The organism is Pseudenhygromyxa sp. WMMC2535 (assembly GCF_011083025.2).
Map to the genome: position 1 here is coordinate 4,305,533 of NZ_JABJWV010000001.1, position 25,351 is coordinate 4,330,883.

The 25,351-nt window shown below is 71.6% G+C and carries 17 protein-coding genes; 9 read left to right on the plus strand and 8 right to left on the minus strand.

What is annotated here, in order from left to right; genetic code table 11:
• Positions 1-40 precede the first annotated feature (40 nt).
• On the plus strand, positions 41-1,102 hold the full coding sequence (locus tag G6O69_RS16960) for a transporter substrate-binding domain-containing protein (protein WP_172304542.1): 1,062 nt from the start codon (positions 41-43) through the stop codon (positions 1,100-1,102).
• A 293-nt stretch (positions 1,103-1,395) separates the two neighbouring features.
• Positions 1,396-2,649, plus strand: coding sequence for a glycoside hydrolase family 5 protein (locus tag G6O69_RS16965; protein ID WP_217909854.1), 1,254 nt, complete (start codon positions 1,396-1,398; stop codon positions 2,647-2,649).
• 133 nt (positions 2,650-2,782) lie between these two features.
• Here the strand turns inward: G6O69_RS16965 and G6O69_RS16970 are convergent, their stop codons facing one another.
• Positions 2,783-3,964, minus strand: coding sequence for a vWA domain-containing protein (locus G6O69_RS16970; RefSeq protein ID WP_176396897.1), 1,182 nt, complete (start codon positions 3,962-3,964; stop codon positions 2,783-2,785).
• A gap of 271 nt (positions 3,965-4,235) precedes the next feature.
• Between G6O69_RS16970 and G6O69_RS16975 the strand changes: the two genes are divergently transcribed.
• Together G6O69_RS16975 and G6O69_RS16980 are read left to right on the plus strand one after the other, a co-directional pair.
• Complete coding sequence (locus G6O69_RS16975) at positions 4,236-6,143, plus strand: hypothetical protein (protein WP_172304544.1); 1,908 nt, start codon at positions 4,236-4,238, stop codon at positions 6,141-6,143.
• A gap of 113 nt (positions 6,144-6,256) precedes the next feature.
• Positions 6,257-6,748, plus strand: a complete 492-nt coding sequence (locus G6O69_RS16980) for a hypothetical protein (RefSeq protein WP_172304545.1) — start codon at positions 6,257-6,259, stop codon at positions 6,746-6,748.
• A 49-nt stretch (positions 6,749-6,797) separates the two neighbouring features.
• Here G6O69_RS16980 and G6O69_RS16985 read toward each other — a convergent pair whose 3' ends face one another.
• The 3 genes from G6O69_RS16985 to G6O69_RS16995 all read right to left on the minus strand — a co-directional run bounded on the left by G6O69_RS16985 (position 6,798) and on the right by G6O69_RS16995 (position 10,917).
• Positions 6,798-7,922: an MYXO-CTERM sorting domain-containing protein gene (locus tag G6O69_RS16985; protein WP_172304546.1), complete on the minus strand. Its 1,125-nt coding sequence runs from the start codon at positions 7,920-7,922 to the stop codon at positions 6,798-6,800.
• Between the two features lie 144 nt (positions 7,923-8,066).
• Positions 8,067-9,632, minus strand: coding sequence for a VWA domain-containing protein (locus G6O69_RS16990; protein ID WP_172304547.1), 1,566 nt, complete (start codon positions 9,630-9,632; stop codon positions 8,067-8,069).
• A 46-nt stretch (positions 9,633-9,678) separates the two neighbouring features.
• Positions 9,679-10,917 carry a serine/threonine-protein kinase gene (locus G6O69_RS16995; protein ID WP_172304548.1) on the minus strand — a complete coding sequence of 413 codons (1,239 nt, stop codon included), beginning with the start codon at positions 10,915-10,917 and terminating at the stop codon, positions 9,679-9,681.
• 142 nt (positions 10,918-11,059) lie between these two features.
• Here G6O69_RS16995 and G6O69_RS17000 point away from each other — a divergent pair, with 142 nt between their 5' ends.
• Genes G6O69_RS17000 through G6O69_RS17010 form a run of 3 tightly spaced genes read left to right on the plus strand, consistent with a single transcriptional unit; the run spans position 11,060 to position 19,001 of the window.
• Positions 11,060-14,371, plus strand: a complete 3,312-nt coding sequence (locus G6O69_RS17000) for a hypothetical protein (protein ID WP_217909855.1) — start codon at positions 11,060-11,062, stop codon at positions 14,369-14,371.
• A gap of 2 nt (positions 14,372-14,373) precedes the next feature.
• A complete protein-coding gene (locus G6O69_RS17005; protein WP_172304550.1) occupies positions 14,374-16,830 on the plus strand; it encodes a cyclic nucleotide-binding domain-containing protein in 2,457 nt (818 codons plus the stop codon).
• A complete protein-coding gene (locus G6O69_RS17010) occupies positions 16,827-19,001 on the plus strand; it encodes an NAD(P)-binding domain-containing protein (protein ID WP_172304551.1) in 2,175 nt (724 codons plus the stop codon). Before G6O69_RS17005 ends, G6O69_RS17010 begins: the two co-directional genes overlap by 4 nt.
• A 16-nt stretch (positions 19,002-19,017) precedes the next feature.
• On the opposite strand, the gene G6O69_RS17015 is transcribed toward G6O69_RS17010, so the two are convergent.
• From G6O69_RS17015 to G6O69_RS17025, 3 genes are all read right to left on the minus strand, one after another.
• Complete coding sequence (locus G6O69_RS17015; RefSeq protein WP_172304552.1) at positions 19,018-19,824, minus strand: SDR family oxidoreductase; 807 nt, start codon at positions 19,822-19,824, stop codon at positions 19,018-19,020.
• Between the two features lie 188 nt (positions 19,825-20,012).
• A complete protein-coding gene (locus G6O69_RS17020; RefSeq protein WP_172304553.1) occupies positions 20,013-20,441 on the minus strand; it encodes a hypothetical protein in 429 nt (142 codons plus the stop codon).
• 402 nt (positions 20,442-20,843) lie between these two features.
• The gene (locus G6O69_RS17025) at positions 20,844-21,413 is read right to left on the minus strand and encodes a TetR/AcrR family transcriptional regulator (RefSeq protein WP_217909856.1); all 570 of its coding nucleotides are present in this window, start codon (positions 21,411-21,413) and stop codon (positions 20,844-20,846) included.
• A gap of 137 nt (positions 21,414-21,550) precedes the next feature.
• Between G6O69_RS17025 and G6O69_RS17030 the strand changes: the two genes are divergently transcribed.
• Positions 21,551-22,555: an aromatic ring-hydroxylating dioxygenase subunit alpha gene (locus tag G6O69_RS17030; protein ID WP_172304555.1), complete on the plus strand. Its 1,005-nt coding sequence runs from the start codon at positions 21,551-21,553 to the stop codon at positions 22,553-22,555.
• Here the strand turns inward: G6O69_RS17030 and G6O69_RS17035 are convergent.
• Entirely contained in the window at positions 22,545-23,312 is a 768-nt protein-coding gene (locus G6O69_RS17035) for a methyltransferase domain-containing protein (protein ID WP_172304556.1), read from the minus strand. The two genes, G6O69_RS17030 and G6O69_RS17035, sit on opposite strands and share 11 nt — an antisense overlap.
• Positions 23,313-24,058: 746 nt before the next feature.
• On the opposite strand from G6O69_RS17035, the gene G6O69_RS17040 reads away from it, so the two are divergent.
• Positions 24,059-25,144, plus strand: coding sequence for a hypothetical protein (locus G6O69_RS17040; protein ID WP_172304557.1), 1,086 nt, complete (start codon positions 24,059-24,061; stop codon positions 25,142-25,144).
• Positions 25,145-25,351: the final 207 nt, after the last annotated feature.

Here is a 25,351-nt window from a genome sequence, read left to right on the forward strand (position 1 = left end):
AGCAGCCGCGCTGGGCTCCACCATGGGCTGCTAGTCGTCGATGCGCCGGCTGCTCGGGCGCGCCCTCGCGCTGGCCATCTTCTCGCTCGCGCTCGTTGCCGCGGGGTCGGCCGAGGCCGCGCCGCCCGAGGGCGAGCAGGCCGAGCCGCTCAAGGTCGCCGTCAAGTCGGCGCCGCCCTTCTCCTACCAAGAGGGCGGCGAGTGGACGGGGATCAGCGTCGAGCTGTGGCGGGATATCGCCGCGGAGCTCGAGCTCGACTACGAGTTCGAGGAGGCGAGCCTCACCGAGATGATCGACGGCGTGGCCGAGGGCCGCTACGAGGTCGCGGTCGCGGCCTTGACCGTGACCGCCGAGCGCGAGGCCAAGCTCGACTTCACCTTGCCCTTCTACACCACGGGCCTGGCGATCGCCGTGCCCAGCGAGCACGAGCCGCCGTGGCGAGGCGTGCTGCGGACCGTGGGCTCGTGGGACTTCTTGCAGCTCATCGCCGTGCTCGCGCTGATCCAGCTGTGCGTGGGCACGCTGGTCTGGGCGCTCGAGCGTCGCCAAAACCCCGAGCAATTCCCCAGCGAGGCCGCGCGCGGGGTCGGCTCGGGCTTTTGGTGGGCGACGGTGACCATGACCACCGTCGGCTACGGCGACAAGGCCCCGCGCAGCCCCCTGGGCCGCGCCGTCGCCCTGCTGTGGATGCTGGCCTCGATGGTGATCATCGCCAGCGTGACCGCGACGATCGCGTCCTCGCTGACCGTCGAGCGCCTCACCCAGCAGATCCGCGGCCCCGAGGACCTCGAGCGCGTGCGCGTGGGGGTGATCCGCGCGACGACCGGGGCCAACTACCTCGGCGAGCGCAAGCTGGTCTACGAGGAGTACGCCACCGGGGAGGCCGCCCTCGCGGCGCTGTCCGCCGGTGAGATCGACGCCCTGGTCTGGGACGCGCCGCTCCTGCGCGAGGCGATCGCCGAGGACGCGGGGCTGGGCATCGAGCTGGTCGGCGCGGTCTTCCAGCGCCAAGACTACGCGATCGCGGTCGGCACGGGCAGCGAGCTGCGCGAGGCGATCAATCGCGTGCTCCCGGACAAGGTCCGGGCATTGGACTATTGACCCCACTCGAATCGAGGTAATTGGCGAAATGGCCAATTGTCTCGATTCGAGCGTTGGGCGCCCCCGTACCCGAACTGGGTGTTGGGACCGCGTTTTCGCTTTGAGCGCCGCCTGGGCGCGCATCAAAACTCTGGGCTTAAACCAGGGGTCCGCGCGCATCTGAACCATTTTTTGTCCGCGAAATATATGTTCTTCATCTGACCAGCTCGGCGGATCGAAGACTGCCGATAGGTTGCGCGCTACATCCGCAACAGTCTTCATATGTGTCTAGTTCTTGTGCCGGATTTCATGGGGTGCCAGAGTTCGGTGTGCGTTTAAAAAATCGTTTTGAGTCCCTTCCCTACTCCTCGCTTGGGCTGTGCCTGCTGCTCAGCGCGCCTCTGGCCGCGTGCGGGGACGATGGCGCGAACGACGACGAGGCCGACTCGGCCTCGGAGACGGCGGGCGAGACGCAGACCGAGGCCGGCGAGTCCGAGTCCGACGAGTCGGGATCGAGCGAGTCGGAGTCCGGCGAGACCGAGACGAGCGAAGACACGGGCAGCGGCGAGTCCGACGTGGGCGAGACCGAGTCCGGCGACACGGACACGGACACGACCGGCGGCGAGGAGAACGAGCTCCCCGAGTGGGTCGGCGGCGTCAACCTGTCCGGCGGTGAGTTCGGGAGCAGCTACCCCGGCGACTACGGCTTCGACTACGTCTACCCCACGCACGATCATACCCAGCACTTCATCGACCAGGGCATGACCGTGTTTCGGATCCCCTTCCGCTGGGCGCGGATCCAGTACGACCTCTACGGGGAGCTCCAACAAGAGGAGCTCGACCGGCTGATCGATCTGACCAGCTTCATCACGGATCAGGGCGGCTACGCGATCCTCGACGTGCACGACTACGCGCACCGCGGCGGCAACATCGTGGGCAGCGAGGAGCTGCCCAACGACACCCTGGCCGACCTCTGGAGCCGCCTCTCCGTCGAGTTCGCCGACGACGATCACGTGTGGTTCGGGCTGATGAACGAGCCCTACGGGATCTCCGCCGAGCAGTGGCTGTCGGCGGCCAACGACTCGATCGCGGCGATCCGCGAGGCCGGGGCGAGCAACGCGATCCTCGTGCCCGGGGTGCGCTGGACCGGCGCGCACTCGTGGTACGCCGGGGACGAGGGCTCCAACGCCGCCGTCATGGGCGGCGTGGTCGACCCCGCCAACAACTTGGTGTTCGAGCTTCACCAGTACCTCGACTCGGACTCCTCGGGCACCAACCACGAGCAGTGCATGAGCGAGACCATCGGCAGCGAGCGCCTCGCGGGGGTCACTGGCTGGCTGCGCGACAACGGCTACCGCGGCCTGCTCGGCGAGTTCGCCGGGGCCGACAACGAGACCTGCGAGGCCGCGATCATCGACATGTTGCAGTACATGCAGGACAACCAAGACGCGTGGCTGGGCTTCACCTGGTGGGCCACGGGCATGTGGTGGGGCGACTACCCCTTCTCCATCGCCCCCGACGGCGACACGCCCGCGCCGCAGACCGAGTGGCTGATCCCCTACCTGTGATTCCCCGCGGCCGAGATCCTCGGGACCGAGGACTGCCCTGGCTCCGGGCTCGAGCCCAAGGCTGAGCTCCGAACCAAGGAAAGACGCGACCGACCGCCCCCAGGCCGTCGGTCGCGTGTTTTTTTGTCCTCGATCAGGGCTGCGGAGGGCAGGTGAACTCCGCCTCGACCTCGCCGGAGTCGTGGAGCGCCTCGCAGGCCGCGTTGCACAGCTCGATGCGCGTGTAGTCGGCGTTGGCGTAGACCCAGCCGTCGCCCTCGTCGCAGCTCTCGAGCTGCGGGAGCACCTCGCCGTCGATGGAGATCACCAGCTCGTCGGGCCCGCTCGGGGCCTGGCCGAGCTCCACACTACAGCTGACCGCGGCCGCGATCTCGTCGAGGGCGCTCATCAGGCTCTGGGCGTCGGCGGCGTCGTAGAACGCGACCTCGCCGTCTACACGCGGGACGCCGCCGGCCACGGCGACCTCGTCGAGCTTCTCGCGCGGCGTGGTGAAGGGGTGCTCGCTGGTCTCCTGGATGTCGATGCCGATCACGTAGGTGGGGATGCCCGCGTCCTCCCAGGCCGCGCCGACGACCAGGGGGAGGTCCTCGTCGTAGTCGTCGAAGCGCGCGAGCTCGAGCTTGTCGGCGCCGCAGTTGGCGGCCCCGTCGGTGATCAGGATCAGCGCCGCCGGCCGCCCGTCGTCGAGGGCCTCGAGGTGGGCGAGGGCGGCGTCGATGCCCGCGGTCGCCGGGGTCGCGCCGTAGAGCGCCATGTCGTCGGCGGCCGGGATCGCGGCGAGCATGGCCGCGGTGTTGTCGAGGGCCGTGGGCACCTCGATGGTCGCGTTGACCAGGCAGGCCGCGTCGTAGGCCGAGGTCGCCGCCGTCGAGGGGAACAGGCCCAGACCCAGGCTCATGCCCTGCTCGTACTGCGCCCCGATGCTGGCCACGGTCTGATGCAAGCTGTGCCAGCGCGTGACCTCGGGGGTCTGGGGATCGCCGTCCTCGTCCCAGGTGTTGAGCACCATGCTCCGCGACTTGTCGAGGACGAGGACCACGTTGGGCGGCACGTTCTCGGCCACGGCCGTGGTGCTCGAGCAGGTCGGCGGGCCGTCGTCGGCGCTCTCTTCCTCGCCCTGGTCTTCGCCAGGCAGGTCGGGGAGCGCCGCGTCGTCGTCGGCCTCGGCCTCGTCCGCGCCCTCGTCCTCGGTCCCGCCGCCGCCGGCGAAGGTGATGCCGTCGTCGGAGCCGTCGCCGTCGCAGGCGCTGAGGGTGGAGCAAAGCCCGAGGGCGGTGGTCATGGACAGCAAGAGGGAGGGGCGGTGGCGCAACATACTCCCAAGTAATAAGCAAGGTCTGCGCCACAATGATTAGTGAGTGAAACGAAGTTAGATTGGGAAAATGTTAGTTTTCATGATTCATCGCGTCGTGAAATGGCAATGGCACTCGCCACCAGACGAGGGCCTCCATGGCGAGGGGATCAGCCTCGTCGCGCGATAAGATGGCCTGGTGAGGCCGAGCGCGGGTTTGTTCTTGGGACTGGCGGGGCTGGCGGGGCTGGCGGCGAGCTGTGGTGGGGCGCGGTCCCAGGATGGACCGGCAGTCGTGGCTGGGCCGGGCGAGTCGCCGGCGATGTCGGGGGATGGGAATGGGGATGGGAATGGGGATGGTGAGGCGGGCGAAGCTGCCGAGCCCGAGGCGCTGCTGCTGGTCAGCGATCCCGCCGCCCTCGTAGCCCTCGAAGACGCCGGCCTGAGCTTCGCGGCCCTGCTCCACGAGCACCCGGAGGCCACGGCGCTGGCGGGCTACGGCGAGGGGCCGATCGTCGCCATCGCTCGCGAGCTGCGTCGGGTGCTCCGCGCCAACGCGGCCGAAGATCCCACGCACACGGGCGTGGGCCTGCGCTACGTCCATCGCCAGTTCGACCTGGACTGGCTCGCGGCCGAGGACACGCGCTTCGAGCTGATCGGGGTCGTCAACCGCATGGATCGCGAGGTCTTCGCCAACCCGCGGGGTCAGGGCGCGGCGGGAGAGACCCGGCTGATCTACCGCCTGGCCTACACCCGCGAGCAAGGCGGGGTCGAGGTCGACTCGCGGCTGCCGATGACCGTCAACGTGGTGTTTTGGCAGCCGGCCCCAGGGGGCGGGGCTGCGGGCGAGGGCGAGGGCGGGGCTGCGGGCGAGGGGAGTCGCGGAGCCGAGGCGAGGGCGGGGCGTCGGGCGGTGCAGCGGCGCTGGCAGGCCGACGCGGGCCTGGCCGGGACCGAACTGGCGGCGTGGCTGCGCGCGCCCGGCCACGCCCTCGACCCCGAGCTGCTCGGCGCCGCGCAGCTCGAGGCCGTGGAGATCGACGTGCAGGTCGAGCGCTGGCCGTCGACGATCCGCCCGGACATGGCCGGCCACGCCGAGTATCTGCTCGAGGTCCTGCGCCCGGACCCCGACGCTCCAGGCGGCTACGCGCCGGCCGTGCTCGAGAACACCCCCGACGTCGAGCGCCTGCGCGAGGACGCGGGCGCCCGGGCCGAGCTGCTCGCCTGGCTGCGCGACGCGGACCAGCGCGAGGGCCTCGACCAGGGCACCTTGACCGTGCCGGACCGCTTCCTGGCCAAGGCGGCGGTCTCGGTCACGCCGCGGGGCTTCGCGCGCCTGGCCAACCGCCCCTTCTCGGCGCTCTTCGGTCCCGAGGACTTCGCCGACTACGACTTCGCGGGCATGGACCGGGTGCGCTCGCCGGCCGCCGCCCTGCGCCGCCTCGACGGGCTCAGCTGCCAGGGCTGCCACGAGAGCCGGAGCATCGCGGGCTTTCACCTGCTCGGGGCCGAGCGCGAGGCCGACAAGTCCGTCGACGCCCTGGCCGAGTTCGCCTCGCCCCACTTGCAAGGCGAGCTCGAGCGCCGCCGCGTCTGGCACGAGCAGCTCGCCGCGGGGGTGCAGCCGAGCGAGCGCAGGCAGCTCTCGGAGCACGAGCGCAATCGCGGGGCCTGGGGGACCCACTGCGGCCTCGGGGACCCGGGCTTCGCCGACTGGACCTGCGACGAGGGCCTGGTATGCGCGGCCCTTGGCGACGCGGAGATCGGGACCTGCCTCGAGCCGGGGCCGGGAGGTCCCGGGGGCGTGTGCGAGCGCGGGGAGGTGCGGACGCGGGCGGACCATCACAAAGATCGCGTGCGCTACCCCGAGGAACAGCCCGCCTGCGGCCCCGCAGCGGCCTGCAACGACAACCGCGTGGGCTTCCCCGATGGCATGTGTGCGACCAGCTGCGCCGCGGCCGAGGGCAAGGAGCACGCCGCCTGCGGGCTGATCCCCCAGCTGCGCGGCTTCAACGACTGCCTGTCCGCCAAGCGCCCGTTCGCGACCTGCATCGCCGAGACGGCGTTTCCGGCGGCCCTGCGCACCTGCAGCGCCGACGCGCCCTGCCGCGACGACTACATCTGCGCGCGCACGGGCTCGGAGGTCGGGGTCTGCCTGCCGCCCTATTTTCTGTTTCAGCTGCGCGTGGACGGGCACCCCTGAGCGCGTGCGTCTGCTCGCGTGAACGGCTTTTCCTGCGACAATCAGGAAATTATGCGCCCGCGAAGCTTTGACGCAGGGGGCGAGGGCGGATAGCACCGCGCCCCATGCAGAACATGTCCAAAGTCCTGATCGGCGCCTGCTCCTTCGCCATGCTCCTGGCCGCCTGCGAGAAGCAGGGCGAGACCGCTACCCCCGAAGACGCGAGCGCGGACGCGGCTCCCGCCGAGGGCGAGGGGGCCGAGACCGCCGAGGCGCAACCTCCTCACGAGGGCGAGGACCACGAGCACGACTTCCCCGCGTCGGTGGCCAGCTTCCACGACGTGATGGCCCCGCTGTGGCACGCCGAGCCCGGCGAGGAGCGCATCGAGGGCACCTGCGGCGCCGTCCCGGACATGCTCACCCAGGCCAAGACCATCTCCGGTGAGGCCGCCCCCGAGGCCGCCAGCAGCGAAGAGGCGTGGACGACCAGCGGCAGCGGGCTCATCAGCGCCGTCGAGGGCCTGCAGACCAGCTGCGAGGGGGATCGCGCGGACTTCGACGCCGCCTTCGAGGGGGTCCACGACGCCTTCCATCAGCTGATCGAGGTCATCGGTCAGGGCCACTGAGCCGCTCTCGATTGGTTTGGCCTGGTTTGGCTTGGTCGCGGCCGCAGGCTCAGCGCCGCCGCCGACGACGGAGGGCGACGAGACCGAACAGGCCCAGGGCCCAGCCGAGCCCGCGCTCGGGGGCGGCGTCGGTGCTCGAGCAGTTGCAGCCGTCGTCGAGGTACTCGCCCCCGAGATCGTCGCCGCCGGTGTCCCCGGTGTCGCCGACCTCGTCGCCGACCTCGTCCGCGCTGCCGCCGTCCTCACCGCTCTCGCCGCCGGACTCGCCGGTGTCGCCGGTGTCCTCGGGCTCGGGCGCCTCCCAGCGCGGGAAGGTCAGCTCGATGGTGTCGAAGGCGATCTCGTCGTCGACCACCGGCAGATCGATGGGGATGTCGATGCCCGCGATGTCGTACTCCTGGAAGGCGACCTCCATGACCAGGTGCGGGTTGATGATCAGCGTGGGGGCCGTGCGCAGGCGGCAGTAGGCGGTGGCCGGGAGCACGAGGTCGTCCTCGCCCTCGCCCGGGTCCACGGGCAGGATCTCGTCTTCGTTGGTGAAGCTGACGATCTCGCCGCCGGGGTCGAGGACCTCGATGCGCTCGCACTCGAACTGGGCGTCGATGTCGACGAAGAGGTCGATGTCGAGGTTGCCGGAGAGGATCACGATGTCGGGGATGAGCGGCACCGAGGCCAGGGGGAAGGCGTCGCTTTGCTGGACGATCGACGCCGGGCGGTCGGGGTTGCCGGGCAGCAGGTAGGGGGTGAACTCGACGAGCTCGTCGACGCCCCAGTCGTAGGGCCCGAGCAGGTCCGACTCCCACTGGACCACGGAGACGTCGACCTTGACGCTGGCCTGGAGCTCGAGGCCGACGTCGTATTCGAACACGCCGGCCAGGGGCGAGCCCTCGAAGCGCAGGGTCTCCTCTTCCCAGTCGTAGATCGCGTCGCCGGGCAGGGACATGACCACGGAATTGCTGGCCGAGGCGTAAAAGCGCATCTGGACCGGGGAGCCCTGGGGGATCCAGCCGGTGTCGAGGCTCGCGTCGTCGAAGCCGAGCAAGAGCAGCTCCAAGAAGGGCGAGAAGTCGTCGCTCTCCTCGGGGCCCTCGGCCAGGGCCGGGGTGGGAGCGAGGGAGGCGAGCCCGCAAGTCAGCAGGCCGAGGCAAATACCAAGGGCACGGCGCGCGATCATGGCGGCGAGTATACGGGTCGACTCGCGTCGCGTGGGCGTGAGTTGGTCGCGTGACTGCGGTGTTCACGTGACCACGAAGAGGCAGCGGAGGCTGCCAGCGGGAGCTCGGGGGACGCGCTCGGGGCTGCGATGGGCCAGCGCTGCTCAAAGAGAGAAGGCGTCGGCGCGCTCGGTGTTGCGCTTGACCTGGGCCTTGCCCTCGCGGCTCGCTGCGGGCGCAGAGGCCTCGGCGGCCTGGGAGAAGCCGCCCGCGGCGCTGTCGAGGGCGGTCGCCTGCTCGGCGAAGTCATCGTCGAGATCGCGGCCAAAGGGATCGAAGAAGCCCGGCGCGTTGCTGGCCGTGGTCGCCGACTTGCGGCGCTCGCGGAGCTGGTCGAGGTGATCGTCGACCACGCGCTGGGCCTCGGCGGTGCGCCCCGCGGCGAAGAGCGCGTTGGAGCGCTCGAGGGTGCGCGAGGTCTCGGCGCGAGTCAGGCGGCTGAGGACCACGGGGTCGAGGGGGTCGACCTCGCTCGGGGAGGTGGTCATGCGCGCCGCGAGCTCGCCAAAGCACTCGCCGGTGTCGCTGCCCGTGAGGTCGTCGTAGCGCAGGGCGACGCTGGCGATCGGCCGCGCGCCGGCGGGGCTGGGCGGGACCTCCACGCGCATCAGCAAGGTCTTGGACTCGCCGGCGCTGAAGGTCCCCATGGGTACGCTGACCTGGGCGCCGATCTGCTGGTGGCTGCGGTCGAAGACCTCGAGCGCGCGCACGCCCGGGGCGAGCTCGATGACCAGCTCGCCCTGCTTGGCCACGGCGGCGATCAGGTTCTCGAGCTCCTGATCGAAGATCTGCTCGAGGTTCTCGCCGGTCTCGGAGAAGTAGTGGCGGCCGTTGGCCTCGCGGGCGAGGGCCGACATCAGCTGCTCGTTGTAGTCGACGTCGACGCCCACGGAGGACACGGTCACGCCGCGGCTGCGGGCCCGGCGGGCGAAGATCCGCATGCCCCGCTCGTCGGTCACGCCGCGGTTGGCCTCGCCGTCGGAGAGCAGCAGCACGCGATCGATGCCGGGGCGGCGGCGCTCGAGGGTCTCGAGGCCGAGGTCGAGGCCGCAGGAGATGCAGGTGTTGCCGCTGGGCCGCGAGGCCACGCCGGCGCGCAGCTGGGCGAGGATCTGTGCGCGGCTGCGCGCGTCGATGGTGGTCACGGGTACGGCCAAGCTGGCCTCGTTGGCGTAGACGACCACCGAGACCGTGTCGCCGTCGCGCAGGCGCTGGATCATTCCGGCGGCCGCGTCGAGGGCGTTTCGCTCGCGCTGGCCCTTCATCGAGCCCGAGTGGTCGATGACCACGGCGAGGTTGAGGGGCTCGGGGGTGAAGCTGCCGGGGTCGAGGCCGGCGGGGTCGCTGCGCACGTCGACGAACAAGAAGGTCTCGCCGCGGGCGTCGGCGAGCATGCTGGCGTTGCCCAGGCGGCCCTCGACCATCAAGGTCTTGCCGGCGACGAAGCTCGACTCGTCGGGGAGGTCGAGGGGGTCGGGCTCGCCCGGATCGACGCTGGCGTCGCCGAGCCGGGCGCGGGTCGACAGCCCCAAGCTGGGCAGGCTCGCGCGCGCGTCGGCCGAGGGGGGGGCGTCGGTGTGGGCGTCGTCGGGGCTGGTCATCGACCAGACCGTGGCGCTGGTCAGGCTCATGGCGAAGGCGGTGAGGATGCCGAGGGTGCTCAGGCGCATGTCTCGTCTCGTTTCGTTTCGGGCGCTCAGGTCGTGCCGCGGGCGCTCAGGCGAGGAGCGCTCGGATGAGGTAGGTGATCAGCCCGGCGAGGGCAGAGAGGCCGAGGATCACCAGCGCGGCGGTCTTGGCCGAGACCTCGCGCGGGCCGGCGGTGCCCTCGACCAGGGCGATGGTGTCGAGGCGTGGCGCGACCCGGGCCGCGGAGTCCTTGCGCGCGGGGATGGAGGGGGCCGCGTCGGCGCGCGGCGTGGGCTCGCTCCCCGGGGCGTGGGCGGGGACGGCGTCGACGGCGTCGACGGCGATGTCGCGGCCGCAGCCAGGCTGGGCGGGCGCGAGCTCGGCGGGGCAGAAGGGCTCGAGGCGAGCGCGGACCGCTTCGGCGTCGGCGGGTCGATCCTCGGGGGCCTTCTCGAGCAGCTGGTGGATCAGCGCCTCGACCCCGCGGGGCAGGCCGCGGCGGGCGTCGGCGGGGAGCTGGGGCGCGGGCTCGGTGCACTGCTTGTCGAGGAGCAGGCGCGGCGACTCGGCCGCGAAGGGCGGGCGGCCGGCGAGCAGCTCCCACATCAGCAGGCCGAGGGCGTAGAGGTCGGCCCGGGGGGTCAGGGGTAGGGCGTCGATCTGCTCGGGGCTCATGTACTGGAGCGTGCCGACGCTGTGGGTCGTCGCCCCGCTGGCCGCCTGGACGATCTTGGCGATGCCGAAGTCCATGACCTTGACCCGCGGCGGCGGGCGCTCGGAGGCGCCGGGCTCGAGCGCGCCGAGCAGCATCACGTTCTCGGGCTTGAGGTCGCGGTGGATGATCGCCTGCTCGGCCCCGTGGGCGGCCGCGAGCGCGGCGGCGATCTGCGAGGCGATGGCCACGACCTCGTCCCAGGGCAGGGGGCCGCGGCGGAGCATGTGCTCGCGCAGGGTGTGACCCTCGAGATACTCGAGGGCCATGACCAGCTCGCCCTCGGCCTCGGTGCAGTGCAGGCAGCGGACGATGTGGGGGTCGTCGAGGCTGGCGAGGATGCCCATCTCGTTGACGAAGGCCTGGCGCCCCGCCGTGCTGCGGGCGAGCTCGCTGCGCAGGACCTTGAGGGCGACGCGGCGCTTGGACAGGCGCTCTCGGGCCTCGTAGACCCGACCCATGCCGCCTTCGCCGAGCAGGCGGTGGACCGTGAAGTCGCCGATCTGGGGGAGGCCCGCGAGCTGGGCTGTCTGCTCGGGCTCGGGCTCGGGCTCGGGTTGGGCCGACTGATCCAAAGGCCAGTCGATGATCTTGGGGGCCGGTGCAGGGGCCATCGCGGGGCGAACAACGACGCAGGCGGTGGATCGACTTGCACCTTCTTCGAACTTTGCCCGCGAACGTGGGTTCTCGGCGCTGTGTGGTCGTATGGCGCGCCTTGGAGAAAGCGCCCGCGGCCGGCGAGCGTTGGGCCCGGCCATGACGCTGCGAGGGGACTTGCCGCCGCGAGCGGGGCTCGGGCACCGTGACGCGGTGACGGTGACGGCTCAGCGCGAGGTCCTGGCCGACGGGCGGGAGCGCTGGCGCCTGCCCGCTGGCCAGGAGGCCCTCGCGCGTGAGCTGCTCGCGCTCGGGGCACTGGGGCTGGGGGGCTTCGTCGAGGGCGGCGAAGAAGAGGGCGGCGGGTCGTGGCTGATCCGCGAGGCCGCGACGCGGACGCTGAGCGAGGCACTCGAGCGCTGGGATCGTCGAGCTGGTGGTGATGGTGATGGTGATGGTGGCGGTGATGGTGCGTGGGTCGAGGTCGTCACCTCGCTCGCCGGGGTCGCCCGGCGCCTGGCCGCCGCCGAGGCCCGCGGGCTGTTCCCGGGGTCGCTGCGGCCGGACGAGGTGGTCTGTTCGCCGTCGCAGGAGGGCGCGCCCTGGCTGCGCGCCGACGCGCTGATCTCGACATCTCTCGGCGCGCCCTCCTGCGAGGGCGGGGGGACGAGCGAGGGCGGGGGCGGCCAGCTGCGCCGCGAGTGGCTGACGCCCAGCGCCGCCGAGGGCCGGCCGGCCGACGCCAGCGACAACCGCTGGCTGCTCGGTCTGCTGCTCTATCGCGGCCTCGCAGGCCACGGACCCTTCGCGGGCATGGGCCTGCGCGCGGCCATCGAGCAGCTCGAGCGCGGGGTCCCGCCGCTGCCCGAGGCGGTCGCCGCTGGGCTCCCGCCGGGGCTGCACAGCGCCCTGTTGCGGATGCTCGACGCAGATCCCCAGCGGCGGCCGGCCTCGGCCGAGGCGCTCGTCGAGCTCCTCGAGGGCGCGCTGGCAGGGGAGGTCGCGCGAGCCGACCCGCGCGAGCACGTCGATCCCAAGACCGCGCTGCGCGAGCGGAGGGCGCGGGTCCAGGCCGCCGCCAATCCCCCGGCGCCCACGCGCACCTCCACTTCCCAAGCGCCCACGTGCGCCTCCACCTCCCCAGCGCCCACACGCGCCTCCAAGCCTGGAGCGTCGCGCCCGGCCGCGCCGCGCCGACGCTGGAGCGCCACGCGTCTGTCGGGCGCGCTCGTCCTCGTGGCCCTGGGGATCGCCGGCGGCCTGGGGCTGCTCGAGTGGGCCGCGCCGCCCGTCGACTCCTCGACCGCCACGGCATCCAAGCCGCCCCCCGGCGTCGAGGTCGGCGCCCGCGGGCCCCTCGACGCCGCGCACACCAGCCCCGAAGACTGCGCCGGCTGTCACCCCCGCCAGAGCGCGGAGTGGAAGCGCTCGGTCATGGGCCACTCGGCCAAGAGCCCGCTCTTTCAGGCCCTGGAGATCCTCATCGAGGAGCAGGTCGGGCGCAGCGACGACTGCCCTGGGGGCGCGGGGATCTTGCGCGGCGCCGACTCGCGCACGGCCTGCCGGGATCCAAACACGGGCATCGCGATCACCGGCGCCGGCGGGGCGCTGTGGTGCGCCAACTGTCATACGCCGCGGGAGAACCTGGGCGCCTCGCTGCCGGCCTGGGACGGCCTGGGCGCGGGCGCGGGCGCTCAGGCCAGCCGTCGACCGCTGCGCGACCTCCAGCCGGCGTCGACCACCGAGGGCATCGACTGCGGCTTTTGCCATCAGGTCCACGGCCCGGTGGAGATCGGGGGCGCGCGCCTGGGCGGCTACGAGGGCAACCCCAGCTGGATCTCCACGGCCACGGGGCGGACCTTCTTCATGCGCCCGGAGGACCGGGTGGGCGCGGCGGGGATCGCCAACAGCGGCTACCAGCTCGACCCCGGCGAGCTCCTGGCCGTGGATCTGCTCGAGCCCTCGGCGGCGGATGACGGCCGCACCGACCCGCTCGCGGCCCTGGACCGCGAGCGCGTGCCCGGGGGGATCCACCGCCGCCCCAGCGACGACGCCCGGGCCTATCTCCAGTCGAGCCGATTTTGCGGGGCCTGCCACGACGTGCGCCTGTTTGGCAGCGACGCCGTGGGCACGCCCACCCGCGGCGAGCACTTTCGACGCCTGCGCAACGCCTACAGCGAGTGGGCGGCCTGGGCCGCCGACGAGCGCCGCGCCGGGCGGACGCCCGCGGACTGCCAGGACTGCCACATGAGCAGCTTCCCGGGGATCTGCGTCGAGGGAGAGGCCAGCGCGCCCGTGCCCGGCGAGACCGATCCGAGCGCGCTGCGCCGCGGCTGCCCGCCGGGCACCCACTTCGAGTCGCGGCGCCCCGGCGAGCGCCCGCTGACCCGGGTCGCGGCAGGCTCCGGTGAGCGCCGCGAGCTGAGCACCCACTACTTCTCCGGCGTCGACATCCCCCTGACCCCCGAGTTCGACGCGCGCTACGTCGACCAGCCCGAGCTCGACGCCGCCGGGATCCCCCTGGGCGGCCGCCAGCGCCGGGACCTGCTCCTCGGCCGCAGCTTTCGCTTCGAGCTCGACGGGGCGGCCGCGCGGATCGTGGGCCGCCGCCTCGAGCTGCCGATCGAGCTCGAGAACACCGGGGCCGGCCACAAGATCCCCGCCGGCTTCTCGCAAGAGCGCGAGTTTTGGGTCCACCTGAAGGTCAGCGACGCCAGCGGGCGGATCCTCTACGAGGTCGGGCGGGTGGATCGCGGCGACGAGGACCTGCGCGACAAGCTCTTCGTGCGCGTCAACGTCGACGATCGGCTGCGCGACGGCGCGGGTCGACCCCTGGGCCTGTTCGGCGCCGACGTGGTCGACGGCCCCGACCGCCCGCAGTGGCGCGCCCTCGACGGAAACCCCCGCAGCGAGCACCAGCAGCCCGCGCCGACCCGCTTTCGCGGGCGCGGGCTGATCAACCTGCAAAACGGGTTCTTGCGCTGCGTGCAGTGCATCGGCTTCATCGACGGCGAGGGGCGCTGCCAGGCGGCCAACGCAGCCCAGGCCGCGACCCGGGCCGGGCGCTACGCCGACGGCGGCTTCGACGACGACACCGGCCTGTGCAGCTCGAACCTCGGCGGCGACGAGGCGCTGTTCGAGACCTACTTCCCCGTGGGCTCCCTCGACGCCAGCCGCGGCGTGGTCAAGGGACCCGACGCGATCATCGACGTGCGCTCGGCCCCGCCTGGCGTGGCGATGCGCTGGATCTACGAGCTCGAGCTCCCAGCGGATGTGCGCGGCCCGATCACCGTCGAGGCGCGGCTGCTCTTTCGTGCCTTCCCACCCTTTTTGATCCGCGCCTTCGCGGACTACGAGGCGCTCCAGGCCGCCCGCGGGCTGCGGCCCAGCGGCGCCCTGGTGACCCGCGAGATGCTCGACGAACTCGAGGTCGTCGAGCTCGCCGCGGTCAGCCAGACCCTCGCGCCCTGATCATGTCCTCGCCCTGGCCCGACTCGCTGTTCGCCGCGCCGATCCTCCGCAGCCTCGACGACGTGGGCCGGGGGGCGCTCGCGGCCGCCGGTCGGCTGCGCACGCTGACGTCCGGCGAGGGGATCTACGAGCTGGGCGAGCTGGGCGACGCCTTCTTCGTGGTCGCCCGCGGCGAGATCGAGCTCAGTCGGCCGGGGGTCGGTCTCGAGCCCGGGCGCACGCGCCTGGTCCGGTCCGGGGAGAGCTTTGGCGAGGAGGCGGCGCTGGCCGGGGCGCTGCGGATCAGCGCCGCCCGGGCGCGCGGCGAGGCGGTCGTGGCCGAGCTGCCTCTGGCGCTCCTTCGCCGCGTCCTCGGCCGCGCCGGCGGGGCCGTGGAGGACACGCCCGCCCTTCGCCTGCTGCGGCGGCGGGCGAGCGCCGAGCTGCTCGCCGCCGTGCCTTTGACCGCGGACCTCGACGAGGGCGACCGCGGGCGCCTGCTCGACGCCGTCGAGCACCGCGCCGTCGCGCGCGGCGAGCCGATCTTCACGGCCGGAGACGCCCCTGATGGCCTGTGGCTGATCGTCCATGGCCTCGTGCAGCTCCAGCGCGAAGACCTCGACGGTCGCGCGCAGGTCTGCGCCTACCTCGAGGCCGGAGACGCCTTTGGCGAGGCCGAGCTCCTCGACGGCCGGCCGCGGGGGCTGAGCGCCGTGGCCATGGGCGGCTGCCAGCTCCTGCGCGCCCCGGCCCGGGTCTATCGCAGCTTGCTCGATCGCAACCCCGAGCTGCTCGCCCGGGCGAGGCGGCTGCGAGACGAGCGCCACGAGCACCAGGCACAGGTCGTCGAGGCGGCCCCGAGCTCGACCCGCCACGTGTTCGCGGATCTCTACCGCATGCAGATGGCGCGCTCGCTGCTGACCATCGACCAGGACGCCTGCGTGCGCTGTGGCCACTGCGCGTGGAGCTGCGCGCAGGTCCACGGCGTCGCTCGCCTGGTTCGTCGCGGCGACAAGGTGCTCACGCGGCTGCGCACGAGCGCGGATCAGGGCGCCAGCGAGCTGCTGCTGCCCAACTCTTGCCAGCACTGCAAGAACCCCGCGTGCATGATCGACTGCCCGACCGGGGCGATCGGCCGCGACGTCGAGGGCGAGGTGTTCATCCGCGAGGCGCTGTGCACCGGCTGTGGCGCCTGCGCCAAGGCCTGCCCGTGGGAGAACATCCGCATGGCCCCGCGCGCGCTGGATCCTCGCCGCGCGCCGAGCGAGCAGTTCGACCTCAGCCTGCGCCGGGCCGCCGAGCGCCGCGGGGCCAGCCTCGAGGCGATGTTCCCCGAGGTCGCGACCAAGTGCGACCTGTGCCGCGACTACCAGGCCCCGGCCTGCGTGCAGAGCTGCCCGACCGGGGCGATCGTCCGCCTCGAGCCCCAGCGCGACTTCGCCGAGGTCGCGGCGCTCCTCGGCCTGCCGCCGAGCGCCGCGGGGCACGAGGGGGGAGGCGCCGAAGCTGAACATGAAAACGAAGAGGAGGGCGCGCGAGGGAAAGGGCGGCGGGCATCGAGCCGCGCCTGGCGGCGAGCGGGCGGGCGGGCGCTGCTCGCTGGGCTCGGCGTGGCGGGCGTGGCTGCGCTGGTCCTGGCCGTGGGCCTGCGGGCTCGCGGCGCGCTGGCGGCGAGCCACGGGTGGGGCTGGCTCGCCGGGGTGATCGCCGCGGCGACGATGCTGGCCCTGGCCAGCTACGCCCTGCCCAAGCGCGTGCTCCGTCTGTGGATGCGCCCGCGGGTCGAGGATCGCCGGGCGAAGCTCAGCGGCGAGGCCCCGCGCCGGGATCCCCTGCCGCGCTCGCGCGTGCGCCCGTTTTATCTCGCGCACCTCGGCCTGGGCATGCTCCTGCCCGCGGCCCTCGTCGCGCACGCGGGCCTGCCCGCGCGCTTCGACCTCGCCGGGTTGCTCGCGCTGCTGGCCTGGTCGAGCGTGGCCCTGGGCGGCTTCGGGGCCGTGGCCCAGGCGTTGATCCCCCGGCGCCTGACCAGGCTCGAGCGCAGCGGGGCGCTGCCCGAGGACCTCGCCCGCGAGCGCGAGCGTCTCCTGGATCAGCTCCAGCGCGCGCTCACGGGGCGCTCCCCCGCGCTCAAGCAGGCCGCGGCCGAGGTCGCGATCCCCTGGGTCCGGGCGCCCGCGGGCTGGGTGCGCGCGCTGGTCCTCGGCGGGGAGCTGCGCGCGCTCGAGGCCCAGCTGCGCGCGCGCATCGAGGCGGCGCTGCCCGAGGCGCTGCGCCTCGCGGGCGAGCACCCGCGGGCGCGGGCCGAGGCCCTCGCCGGCCTCGACGCGCTCGTGCGGACCTGCGTCGAGCTGCGCGTGCTCCCGGCGCGGCGGGTGTGGAGCGCGGCCCTGCGCGGCTGGCATGGACCACACGCGATGATCACCGGGGCGCTGCTCGTCGCCCTCGTCGCCCACATCGTCACGGTGGTCTGGCCATGAGCGAGCGCGGTCAGGGTCAGGGCCTGGGCCTCGCCGCCCGCGAGCTGGCGGGTCGCCGACGCAGCGCCCCCGGGCACGAGCGGACCAGCGACGTCACGCGCACCCGCGGCTGGCTCGTCGCCGCCGCGACCGGAGCCCTGGGCCTGCTCGCCGCCCTGCTCATCGACCTGCGCGGGGGCGCCGAGCTCGGCGTGGACCGAGCGATCTCGCCGGCCCACCGCGACGCGGGCCTGGGCTGCGCCAGCTGCCACGGCGAGGGCCGCCCTCGGCCCGCGCTCGAAGGCGGCGTGGACCCGCGCTCGGCCTGCGTCGGCTGCCACGACGACCAGCGCTCGGCCCGAGCCGCGCACGCGCGCCTGCTCGCCGCCGGAGCCTTGACCTGCGTCGACTGCCACGGCGCCCACGAGACCCGAGGTGGCGTGCGCTTCGAGCCCGGCGAGCCGGCGCTGCGCTGGCGCGGCGGCCAGCAGGGACACCTCGATCAGCTGGCGGCGCTGCGCTGGACCGGGCGCGAGACCAGCGACGTCGCCCTGGTCGAGGTCGGCGGCTGCGGGCGCTGTCACGAGCCCGCGCGGCCCGACGATCCGATGGCGCACTGCGTGCTGCAGACGGGGGTGCAGGAGCCTGGGGCGCCGGTGGATCCGCGCTCGCCCGTGGTCTGCTTCGACGAGCACCAGCGCCTACTCGACGCCGCTGGCAGCGAGCGCGCGGCCCTGTGGGAGCTGGCGCGCGAGGCCGCGGCCGCCGAGGCGCCGGGGCTGGACGAGGCGACCCCCGAGCGCGGCGGCGGGGCGCGGGCCTGGTGGTGGCTGGGCCTGAGCCTGGCCTGCGCCGGCGTGGGTCTGGCGGGCGCGCGGCTGCGGGCGCGGCGGCGAGCGCAGGCCGAGCGCCAGCGAAGCGAGGCCCCGGGTGAGCAGGCCGCCGCCGGCCCGGTCCTGCGCCCCGCCGAGCACCGCCGCCTGCCGACCATCGACGCGACTACCTGCATCGGCTGCAACGCCTGCGTCGACGCCTGCCCCTACGACGTGCTCGAGCTGCGGGCCTACGTCGCCGTGCTCGCCCGCCCCGACGACTGCTGCGGCCTGAGCTTGTGTGAGCAGCGCTGCCCCAACGGATCCCTGGTGATCCAGGAGGGCGAGCGCCTGCCCGAGCTCCCGCGCATCGACGACGACCTCCAGGCCCTCGGCGCCCCCGGGGTCCACCTCGCCGGCGACATCACCGGGCTGCCGCTGATCCGCAACGCCATCAACCAAGGCGCCCACGCGGTCGGGGCGATCGCCGACGCCCTGGCCAGCGAGCGCCCGCGGGCGGCCCTGCGTCGCGGCGCGACCCTCGACCTCGACCTGGTGATCGTCGGCGCCGGCCCTGCGGGGATCTCCGCGGCCCTCGAGGCCAAGCGCCGAGGCTTGCGCTACCGCGTGCTCGAGCAGGCCAGCGCCGCCGAGAGCGTGCGCAGCTTCCCCCGCGGCAAGCTGGTCTTCGACCAGCCCCTGGGCATGCCCATGGTCGGCGAGCTGTGGCTGCGCGAGTCGACCAAAGAGGAGCTCCTGGGGAAGTGGCTGCGGATCATCCACGCCGAGGGCCTCGACATCCGCGAGCGCACGCGGGTGATCGCCTGCGAGCGCGTCGTCGGCGGGCCGCCGCGGGGTCACCTGCTGATCCGCGCCGAGGCGCTGGGCTCGGCGGAGGGGGAAGGAGCGCTCGAGCTACGCTGCGCCCGGGTCTTGCTGTGCTGCGGCCGCCGGGGCACGCCGCGGCGTCTCGACGCCGCGCTCCCCGTCGCCGACGAGATGGTCGACCACCTCCACTACAGCCTCGCCGACGCCCGCAGCTTCGCCGGGCGCCGGGTGTTGGTCGTCGGCCTCGGCGACGTCGCCATGGAGGCGGCGATCGCCCTGGCCAACCAGCCGGGCACGGCGGTCGCTGTCAGCTATCGCGGCGCCGACTTCAAGCGCGGCAAGCGGCGCAACGTCGACGCGCTGCGCCGGCTGAGCGCGGCCGGTCGCCTCGAGCTGCTGTGGTCGACCGAGCTCGCGGCCATCGAGCCCGGCCGGGTGCGCCTGCGTGGCCCCGACGGGAGCGTCGAGCGCCCCGTCGACAGCGTCTTCGTGCTGATCGGGAACCTGCCCCCGAGCGGGCTGCTGGACACCTTTGGCGTCGAGCTGAGCTGAGCTCGGCCCAGCGGGCTCAGTCCTGCTCGAGCAGCCCCTTCATCTGCTTTTGGATGATCGACAGCGCGCGCTTGGGCGCGATCCTGCACAGCTTGTCCAGCAAGACCGCGTCCGGCCCCACCATCACGTGGTAGCGATCGTGCTCGACCCCCGCGATGATCTTCGCGGCCGCGTCACTCGCTGGCATCGGCTCGAGGGGGACCTTGCTGTCGCCCGCGAGGGAGGGCGTCTTGACCTTGGAATTGACCGTAATGTTGGTCTCGATCGCCCCGGGGAAGACCACCGTCACGTGGACGCTGGTGTCCATGAGCTCGGCATAGAGGGCCTCGCTCATCAGCTTGACCGCGGCCTTGGACGCCCCGTAGACGGCCTGGCCGGGCACCGGCAAGAAGCCGCCCATGCTCGAGGTGTTGACGATGTGCGCCTCGGGGCGCTCGAGCAGGTGCGGCAAGAAGGTGCGGATCATGTGCAGGACGCCAAAGAAGTTGACCGCCATGACCTTCTCGATCCGATCGTCGTCGAGATCGATGAGCTTCTCGAAGGGCTGAATGATCCCCGCGTTGTTGAACACGCCGTCCACATGACGGTGGTGCTCGACGACCGCCTCGTAGAGCGCCTGGATCGCCTGCTTGTCGGCGATGTCGGCGACGTGCTTGGACAGGCGCTCGCCGGCGTTCGCGGCGGAGGCGAGCTCGTCGAGGGCGTCGCCGTGGATGTCGACGGCCGCGACGCGGGCGCCCTTCGCCAGCAGCTGGAGGGTCAGCTCTCGACCCATGCCGCTCCCGGCACCCGTGACGACAAGGACCTTCCCGTTGACCTTCATGACAGACTCCTTTCGTGGCGCTGCTCGTGGCGCTGCGCTCGCGCGAGCCTATCGTGATTCAAGTGGACATGTATGTCCACTTACGGCGAGCGCCTGGAGGTCACAAAAAGCCGAGTGCTCGCCAGCTGCATGCAGCTGGCGAGCACTCGGTGTCTTCTCGAAGTCGGCGCGCGTGGGGGATGCTGGGGTCAGCCGCCGACTGCCATCAGCGAGACGGTCTTGTTGCGGTTTTGACGCTCGGAGGAGACGCTCTCGAGCTGCTGGCGGGCCCAGACCAGGGCGCGCTCGCGGTCGCTGAAGAAGGCGTGAGGGACACGCGGCGGCTGCATGGCACACAGGGCGCGGACGCGAGCGCTGCCGGCGTTGGGTCCGGTCACGAAGGCCACGCCCTTGTGAAAGGCGGTGACCCGGGTGGCGCGGATCCGCGGCCACGCGCCGCGGGGTGCCTCCTCGAGGCCGCCTTCGACGTTGCTGCCGTCGACGATCATCACGAAGGGCGCGAGGTCGTCGAGGCAGCGGTCGAGGGCGGCGATGTAGTCGGCGAACTCGGCCTCGCGTACGCTGGCGGGAAGCTCGAAGGTGCGCACGGACTCCAGAGATAGTTGCGACGTCGACATGGCGCCTAGACTAGCGACATTTCATTAATTGTGTAGTGAAAAATGGGGTAGCAATGTCACCCACACCAACGATCTGGCCAAACGATCGGAGCGCCGCCCTGCGCGGTCTCGCGCGATTGAAATTTTAGCTTTGGTGAGAACCTGCAAAGCGCGCAGATCAAGCCCTGGGGCCGGTTTTAGCCCATCTTGGTGAAGGGGATTACGCTCTCGGCGGGAGCCCGGACACCTGTGTGTGCGTGCCACTCGGAGGCTCGGACACTGTCCTCGAGATCACCCAGAGGTGGGGCCGAATGATGTTTAGGTGAGCTCTATAGTGTCTATTTTTATTGGCACATTCCGTGGCGAGGGGGGTGTCGAAACCATGAGCATCGGCGCCCGCGCAGGCGCGCATCGGGCTTTGGATCAGCGTGCGTAGCCTGCCAACCAGCGCTCGACGAGCTCCTCGATGAAAGGCTCGAAATCGAGAGGTCGGGAGCAGTCTCCCCCGAGCCCGCGCTGGTGGAGGAGGGCGAGGAGCAGCGGGGAGATCAACGACATCGCGGCGACCCGGAGATCCCCGACCTCGATCTCGCCGCGCTCGGCCCAGCGCGCGAGCATCTGCTCGACGACCGCGATGGTCGGCTCGAGCAGGTGCTCGACGTAGGCGGGGCCGAGGCGCGCCGAGCCCAGGCCCTCGGAGATCCCGCTGCGGTGCAGACCGCCGAGCTTGTCGGGCGTCCAGGCCGCGCCGAGCTCGGTCATCAAGGTCTTCAGCCCCTCGCCGACGGGCAGCTCGGTGAACTGGAGCGCCCGGGCAACATAGGGCTGCCCCGCCACGCCCATGGCCTCGAACACCGCCTCGAGCAGGTGCTCGCGGGTCTTGAAGTAGTGGCGCAGGTTGTTGACGCTGACCCCCGCCGCTTTGGCCATCTCCCGCAGGCTGGGGCGCTCGGGCGCCGCGCGCATGACGAGAGGCGCAATCTGCGCGACCATCTTCTGACGCTTGGCCTCGTGATCTGCGTTTTTCGCCCCGTAGGTTCGCATGACCGCCTCTGTTTGCATGGCACGCACCGACCAGAAAATCCAGCGCTTCGGCTTGCATGGGCTTCGGCGTGGCCTAAGGAGAGCTCGTGCGCTTCGTCGACGCTCGCGGATTGTGGTGGCCCCTCGCTTTCTCCAGTCAGCTCGATGACCGGCCGCTCGCCGTCGTGCTCGCGGGCGAGCGCCTCGCCTTGTTCCGCGACGGCGCCGGTACCCCCCGGGCCGTCTTCGACCGCTGCCCGCACCGCGGCGTCGAGCTCTCCCAGGGCCGCGTCGCCGCCGACGGCTGCCTGGAGTGCCCCTACCACGGATGGCGCTTCGACGGCGGGGGCCGCTGCGTGGACGTCCCCTTCAACCCCGGCGCCAAGCTCGATCGCCTCGGGGTCGGGGCCATGGCGACGGTCGAGCGCGGCGGGCTGATCTGGGTGTTCGCCGACGAGCAGGCCAGCGCCGAAGATCCGCGCGTCCTGGCCGGCCCCGATCTACCCGACTCCCTCGAGCAGCCGGGGCTGCGCCGGCGCGAGGCCGAGTTCGTGTGGCGCTGCCACTGGACCCGCCTGGCCGAGAACATGCTGGACGTCGCGCACCTGCCCTATGTCCACCGCGCGACCATCGGCAAGCGCCTGCGCGACGCCACCGGGCGCTCGCTCGCGCAGCACGTCGAAGACCGAGACTTCGGGTTCGAGATCCACTGGGACGAGACCGGCGAGCGCGACCTCCAGGACCCGGCGGCGCGCTCGGGCGCCTACCTCGGGTGGTATCGGCCGTGCTTGTCCATGCTCGTGCTCAGCGGCCCGCAGGGGATCTATCGTCAGCACATGATGAGCGTGCCCGGGGCGGCGGGCGAGACCCGGCTGCTCCTGGTCTCGGCGCGGCGCTTCGTGGCGGGCGTGGATATGCCGCTGTGGCCAGCGATGAATTGGTACGAGGATCGGATCATCAACGAGGACCGGCGAATCGTCGAGTCCTCGGATCCCGCGATCGCGCCGCCGCCCGCGGACGAGCGCTCGGTCCCCTCGGACGCGGCGACCTTGCGCTTTCGCAAGTGGTACTGGGCGCACCGCCGCTCCCTGGCCGAGGGCGTCACGAGCTAGGAGCGACCACGAACTCGAGCATGTAGTTCTCCTTCAGCGGGACCGAGTCGATCTCGCGGGCGAGCTCGAAGCCCTCGGCGCGGACCTCCGCGAGCAGGGTGGCCTGGTCCTGGCGGACGTGCTTCATCATCCCGGCCGAGGTCTTGCCGGGGATCTTGTCGAAGTCGATGATGATCATGCGCCCGCCGGGGCGCAGCGCCTCGCGGAGCCCTCGCAGATAGACCGAGGGGTACTCGAGGTGGTGGTAGACGTCGCACAAGAACAGCAGGTCCACGGACGCGGGGGCGAGGGCCGGCGACTGTGGCGTGGCCTCGACGACCTCGACCCAGTCGAGCTGCGCCTCGGCGGCGCGCCCGCGCAGCCGGGCCAGGAAGTCCGGGATGATGTCGACCGCGTAGACCTTGCCCTCGGGCCCCACGCCCCGCGCGATGGGCTCGACGAAGGCCCCCGTGCCCGCGCCGATGTCTGCGACGGCCATCCCCGGCTCGAGCTCGAGGGCGGCGACGATCTCGTCGCGGTGCGAGATCACGTCGCGGCGCTCTTGCTCGAAGACCTTGGTCCACTTGTCGACGGCGTCGTCGTCGAGATAGCGGTCGTTGATCCCCGGCGTGGCGCTGGCCGAGCTGCCCGCGGTGTCCGGCGCGGCGTCTGCCGTGGTGCCTGGGCCTTTCGTGGCGTCTGGATCCGAGGCCTGGTGGGCACAGGCCAGGCTCAGAGCGCAGCAGCAGCAGCAAAGGAGAGGGGAGAGCGCGCGCATGGGGGCCAGCATACCCGAGCGCCTGGTGTGAGCCCGCGCCGCGCTGCGCTGCGTGGTGGGGGACAGCCCCCATGATTGATCTTGCGAACAGGTCGGGCGTGTTGGTCGATATTTGTGTGTCTGCTGATACACACTCTTCGAAGTCCCGTGTGTGAGCTAGTGTGCGCGGCAGAGGACTTGAAGGGTCCCAGGCGCCGGACCGCCGGTTGCTGACGAGGCGCGAGGAGGGAGTTTGTCGGGCACAAATGACTGACGAGCAACGAAGTCAGCGGCCGGTGCTCCAAGCCTGGGGCCCTTCAAGTCCTCTGCCGCGCACACTAGCAAAGCGTGGTGAAAGGACCAGGTGCACGCCTTTGTGCAGCCGGCCCTGCCTCGAAACACTCGCAGTGTGTCCGTCTGGACGCTGCCCCGCCACGCGCTCGAGCTTCGTGGTTTGCGCGCGGCAGTGGTGCTGAACTCGAAGCCAGGCTCGAGTACAGGGCGAGCCCTTCGCCGGCCGTGCAGCGCGCTCAACATCGATATTTCACGCCCCTGGTACAGGTTTGATGCAATGCGCGATATTGGGCGTGCGAGAATGGCGCTGTCGTCTCATGTCGCTTTTGTGCGATAAGATCCTTCATATTTTCAATATCTTTGGCACAACGTGAAGTCTCGCCGCGGGAAATCCACATCTCGTGAAAATTATCGACTTTGGATTCGAAGATAATTCTTCCCATGCTGGGGGCTTCCATTTATACATGTTGCGTATGAAGCTGGCCCCAGTATCCCAAAAGCTGAAGCTGTTCATTCGCCCCGCCGCAGGGCTCTTCGCCGTGACCATGGTCCTCGGCGGCTGCGTCGAGGGTGAGGACGACTTCGTTGATCAAGACCTCGAAGCAGACTTCGCGGCCACGAGCCCCGACACGGTCGAGGCCAACGTCCCCAACGCGACGCCGGTCTCGGAGACCTGCGGCGACGGGGTCCTCGACGCGGGCGAGGACTGCGAGCCCAGCCTTGGCGTTGGCTCCACGATCTGTGCGGACGTCGACTCGCAGTTCGACGACGGCACCCTGGCGTGCTCCTCGTCTTGCACCTTCGACGTCTCGGACTGCCTGGTCCCCGGTGAGGGCGACGCCTGCACCTACAGCTCGCACTGCGGCCAGTATGCTCCGGTTTGCGTGAACGGGGCCTGCTCCGTCGGCGACGAGGGCGACGCCTGCAACTATGACTCGCACTGCGGCGAGAACTCGCCCGTCTGCGTCGACAGCGTGTGCTGGGACGGCGGCCTCGGGGACTCCTGCGTCAACGACAACGACTGCATCGGCGCGCCCTACTGCGTCGACAGTACCTGTCACATGGGCGACGCCGGGGATCCCTGCATCTACGACAGTGACTGCAACTCGGGCGCGCCCTTCTGCGCCGACGGGACCTGCTCCGCCGGCGAGATCGGGGACGCCTGCGTCTACGACAACGACTGCTCCGAGGACGCGCCCTTCTGCGCCATCGACCAGTGCTCCGAGGGCGCCGTGGGTGACACCTGTGCCGTGAGCGACGACTGCTCGGAGGCCGCGCCCTTCTGCGGCGGGGGTGCGTGCAGCGAGGGCCTCGATGGCGACGCTTGTGACAGCTGGGACGGCGACTGCTCGGAGAGCGCGCCCTTCTGCGTCAACAGCATGTGCTCCGACGGCGGCGCCGACGATGCCTGTGTCAACGACGGTGACTGCTCGTCGAACGCCCCCTACTGCTCGAACCTCGACAACATCTGCACCACGGGTGAGCCGGGCGAGTCCTGCGGGATCACGGAAGACTGCATCAGCCTGCACTGCAACTACACCGCCGGCGTCTGCAACTGAGCCCTGGCGCTGACAGGCCGGCCTCGCCGGCTGTCCTCCACCCGGACCTCCTCCTCTCGAGTATCGAGACTTGGACTCCGGGTGGAGTTTTTTTATGTAATTTGTTCGCTTCGGGCCCGGGCGGTGTGCAACATTTTGACATGCGCCGTCAGCGCTCATTGTGATCGTGGAGATGACTGAAGGAGGATATGGGGGGTCATGTCCAAG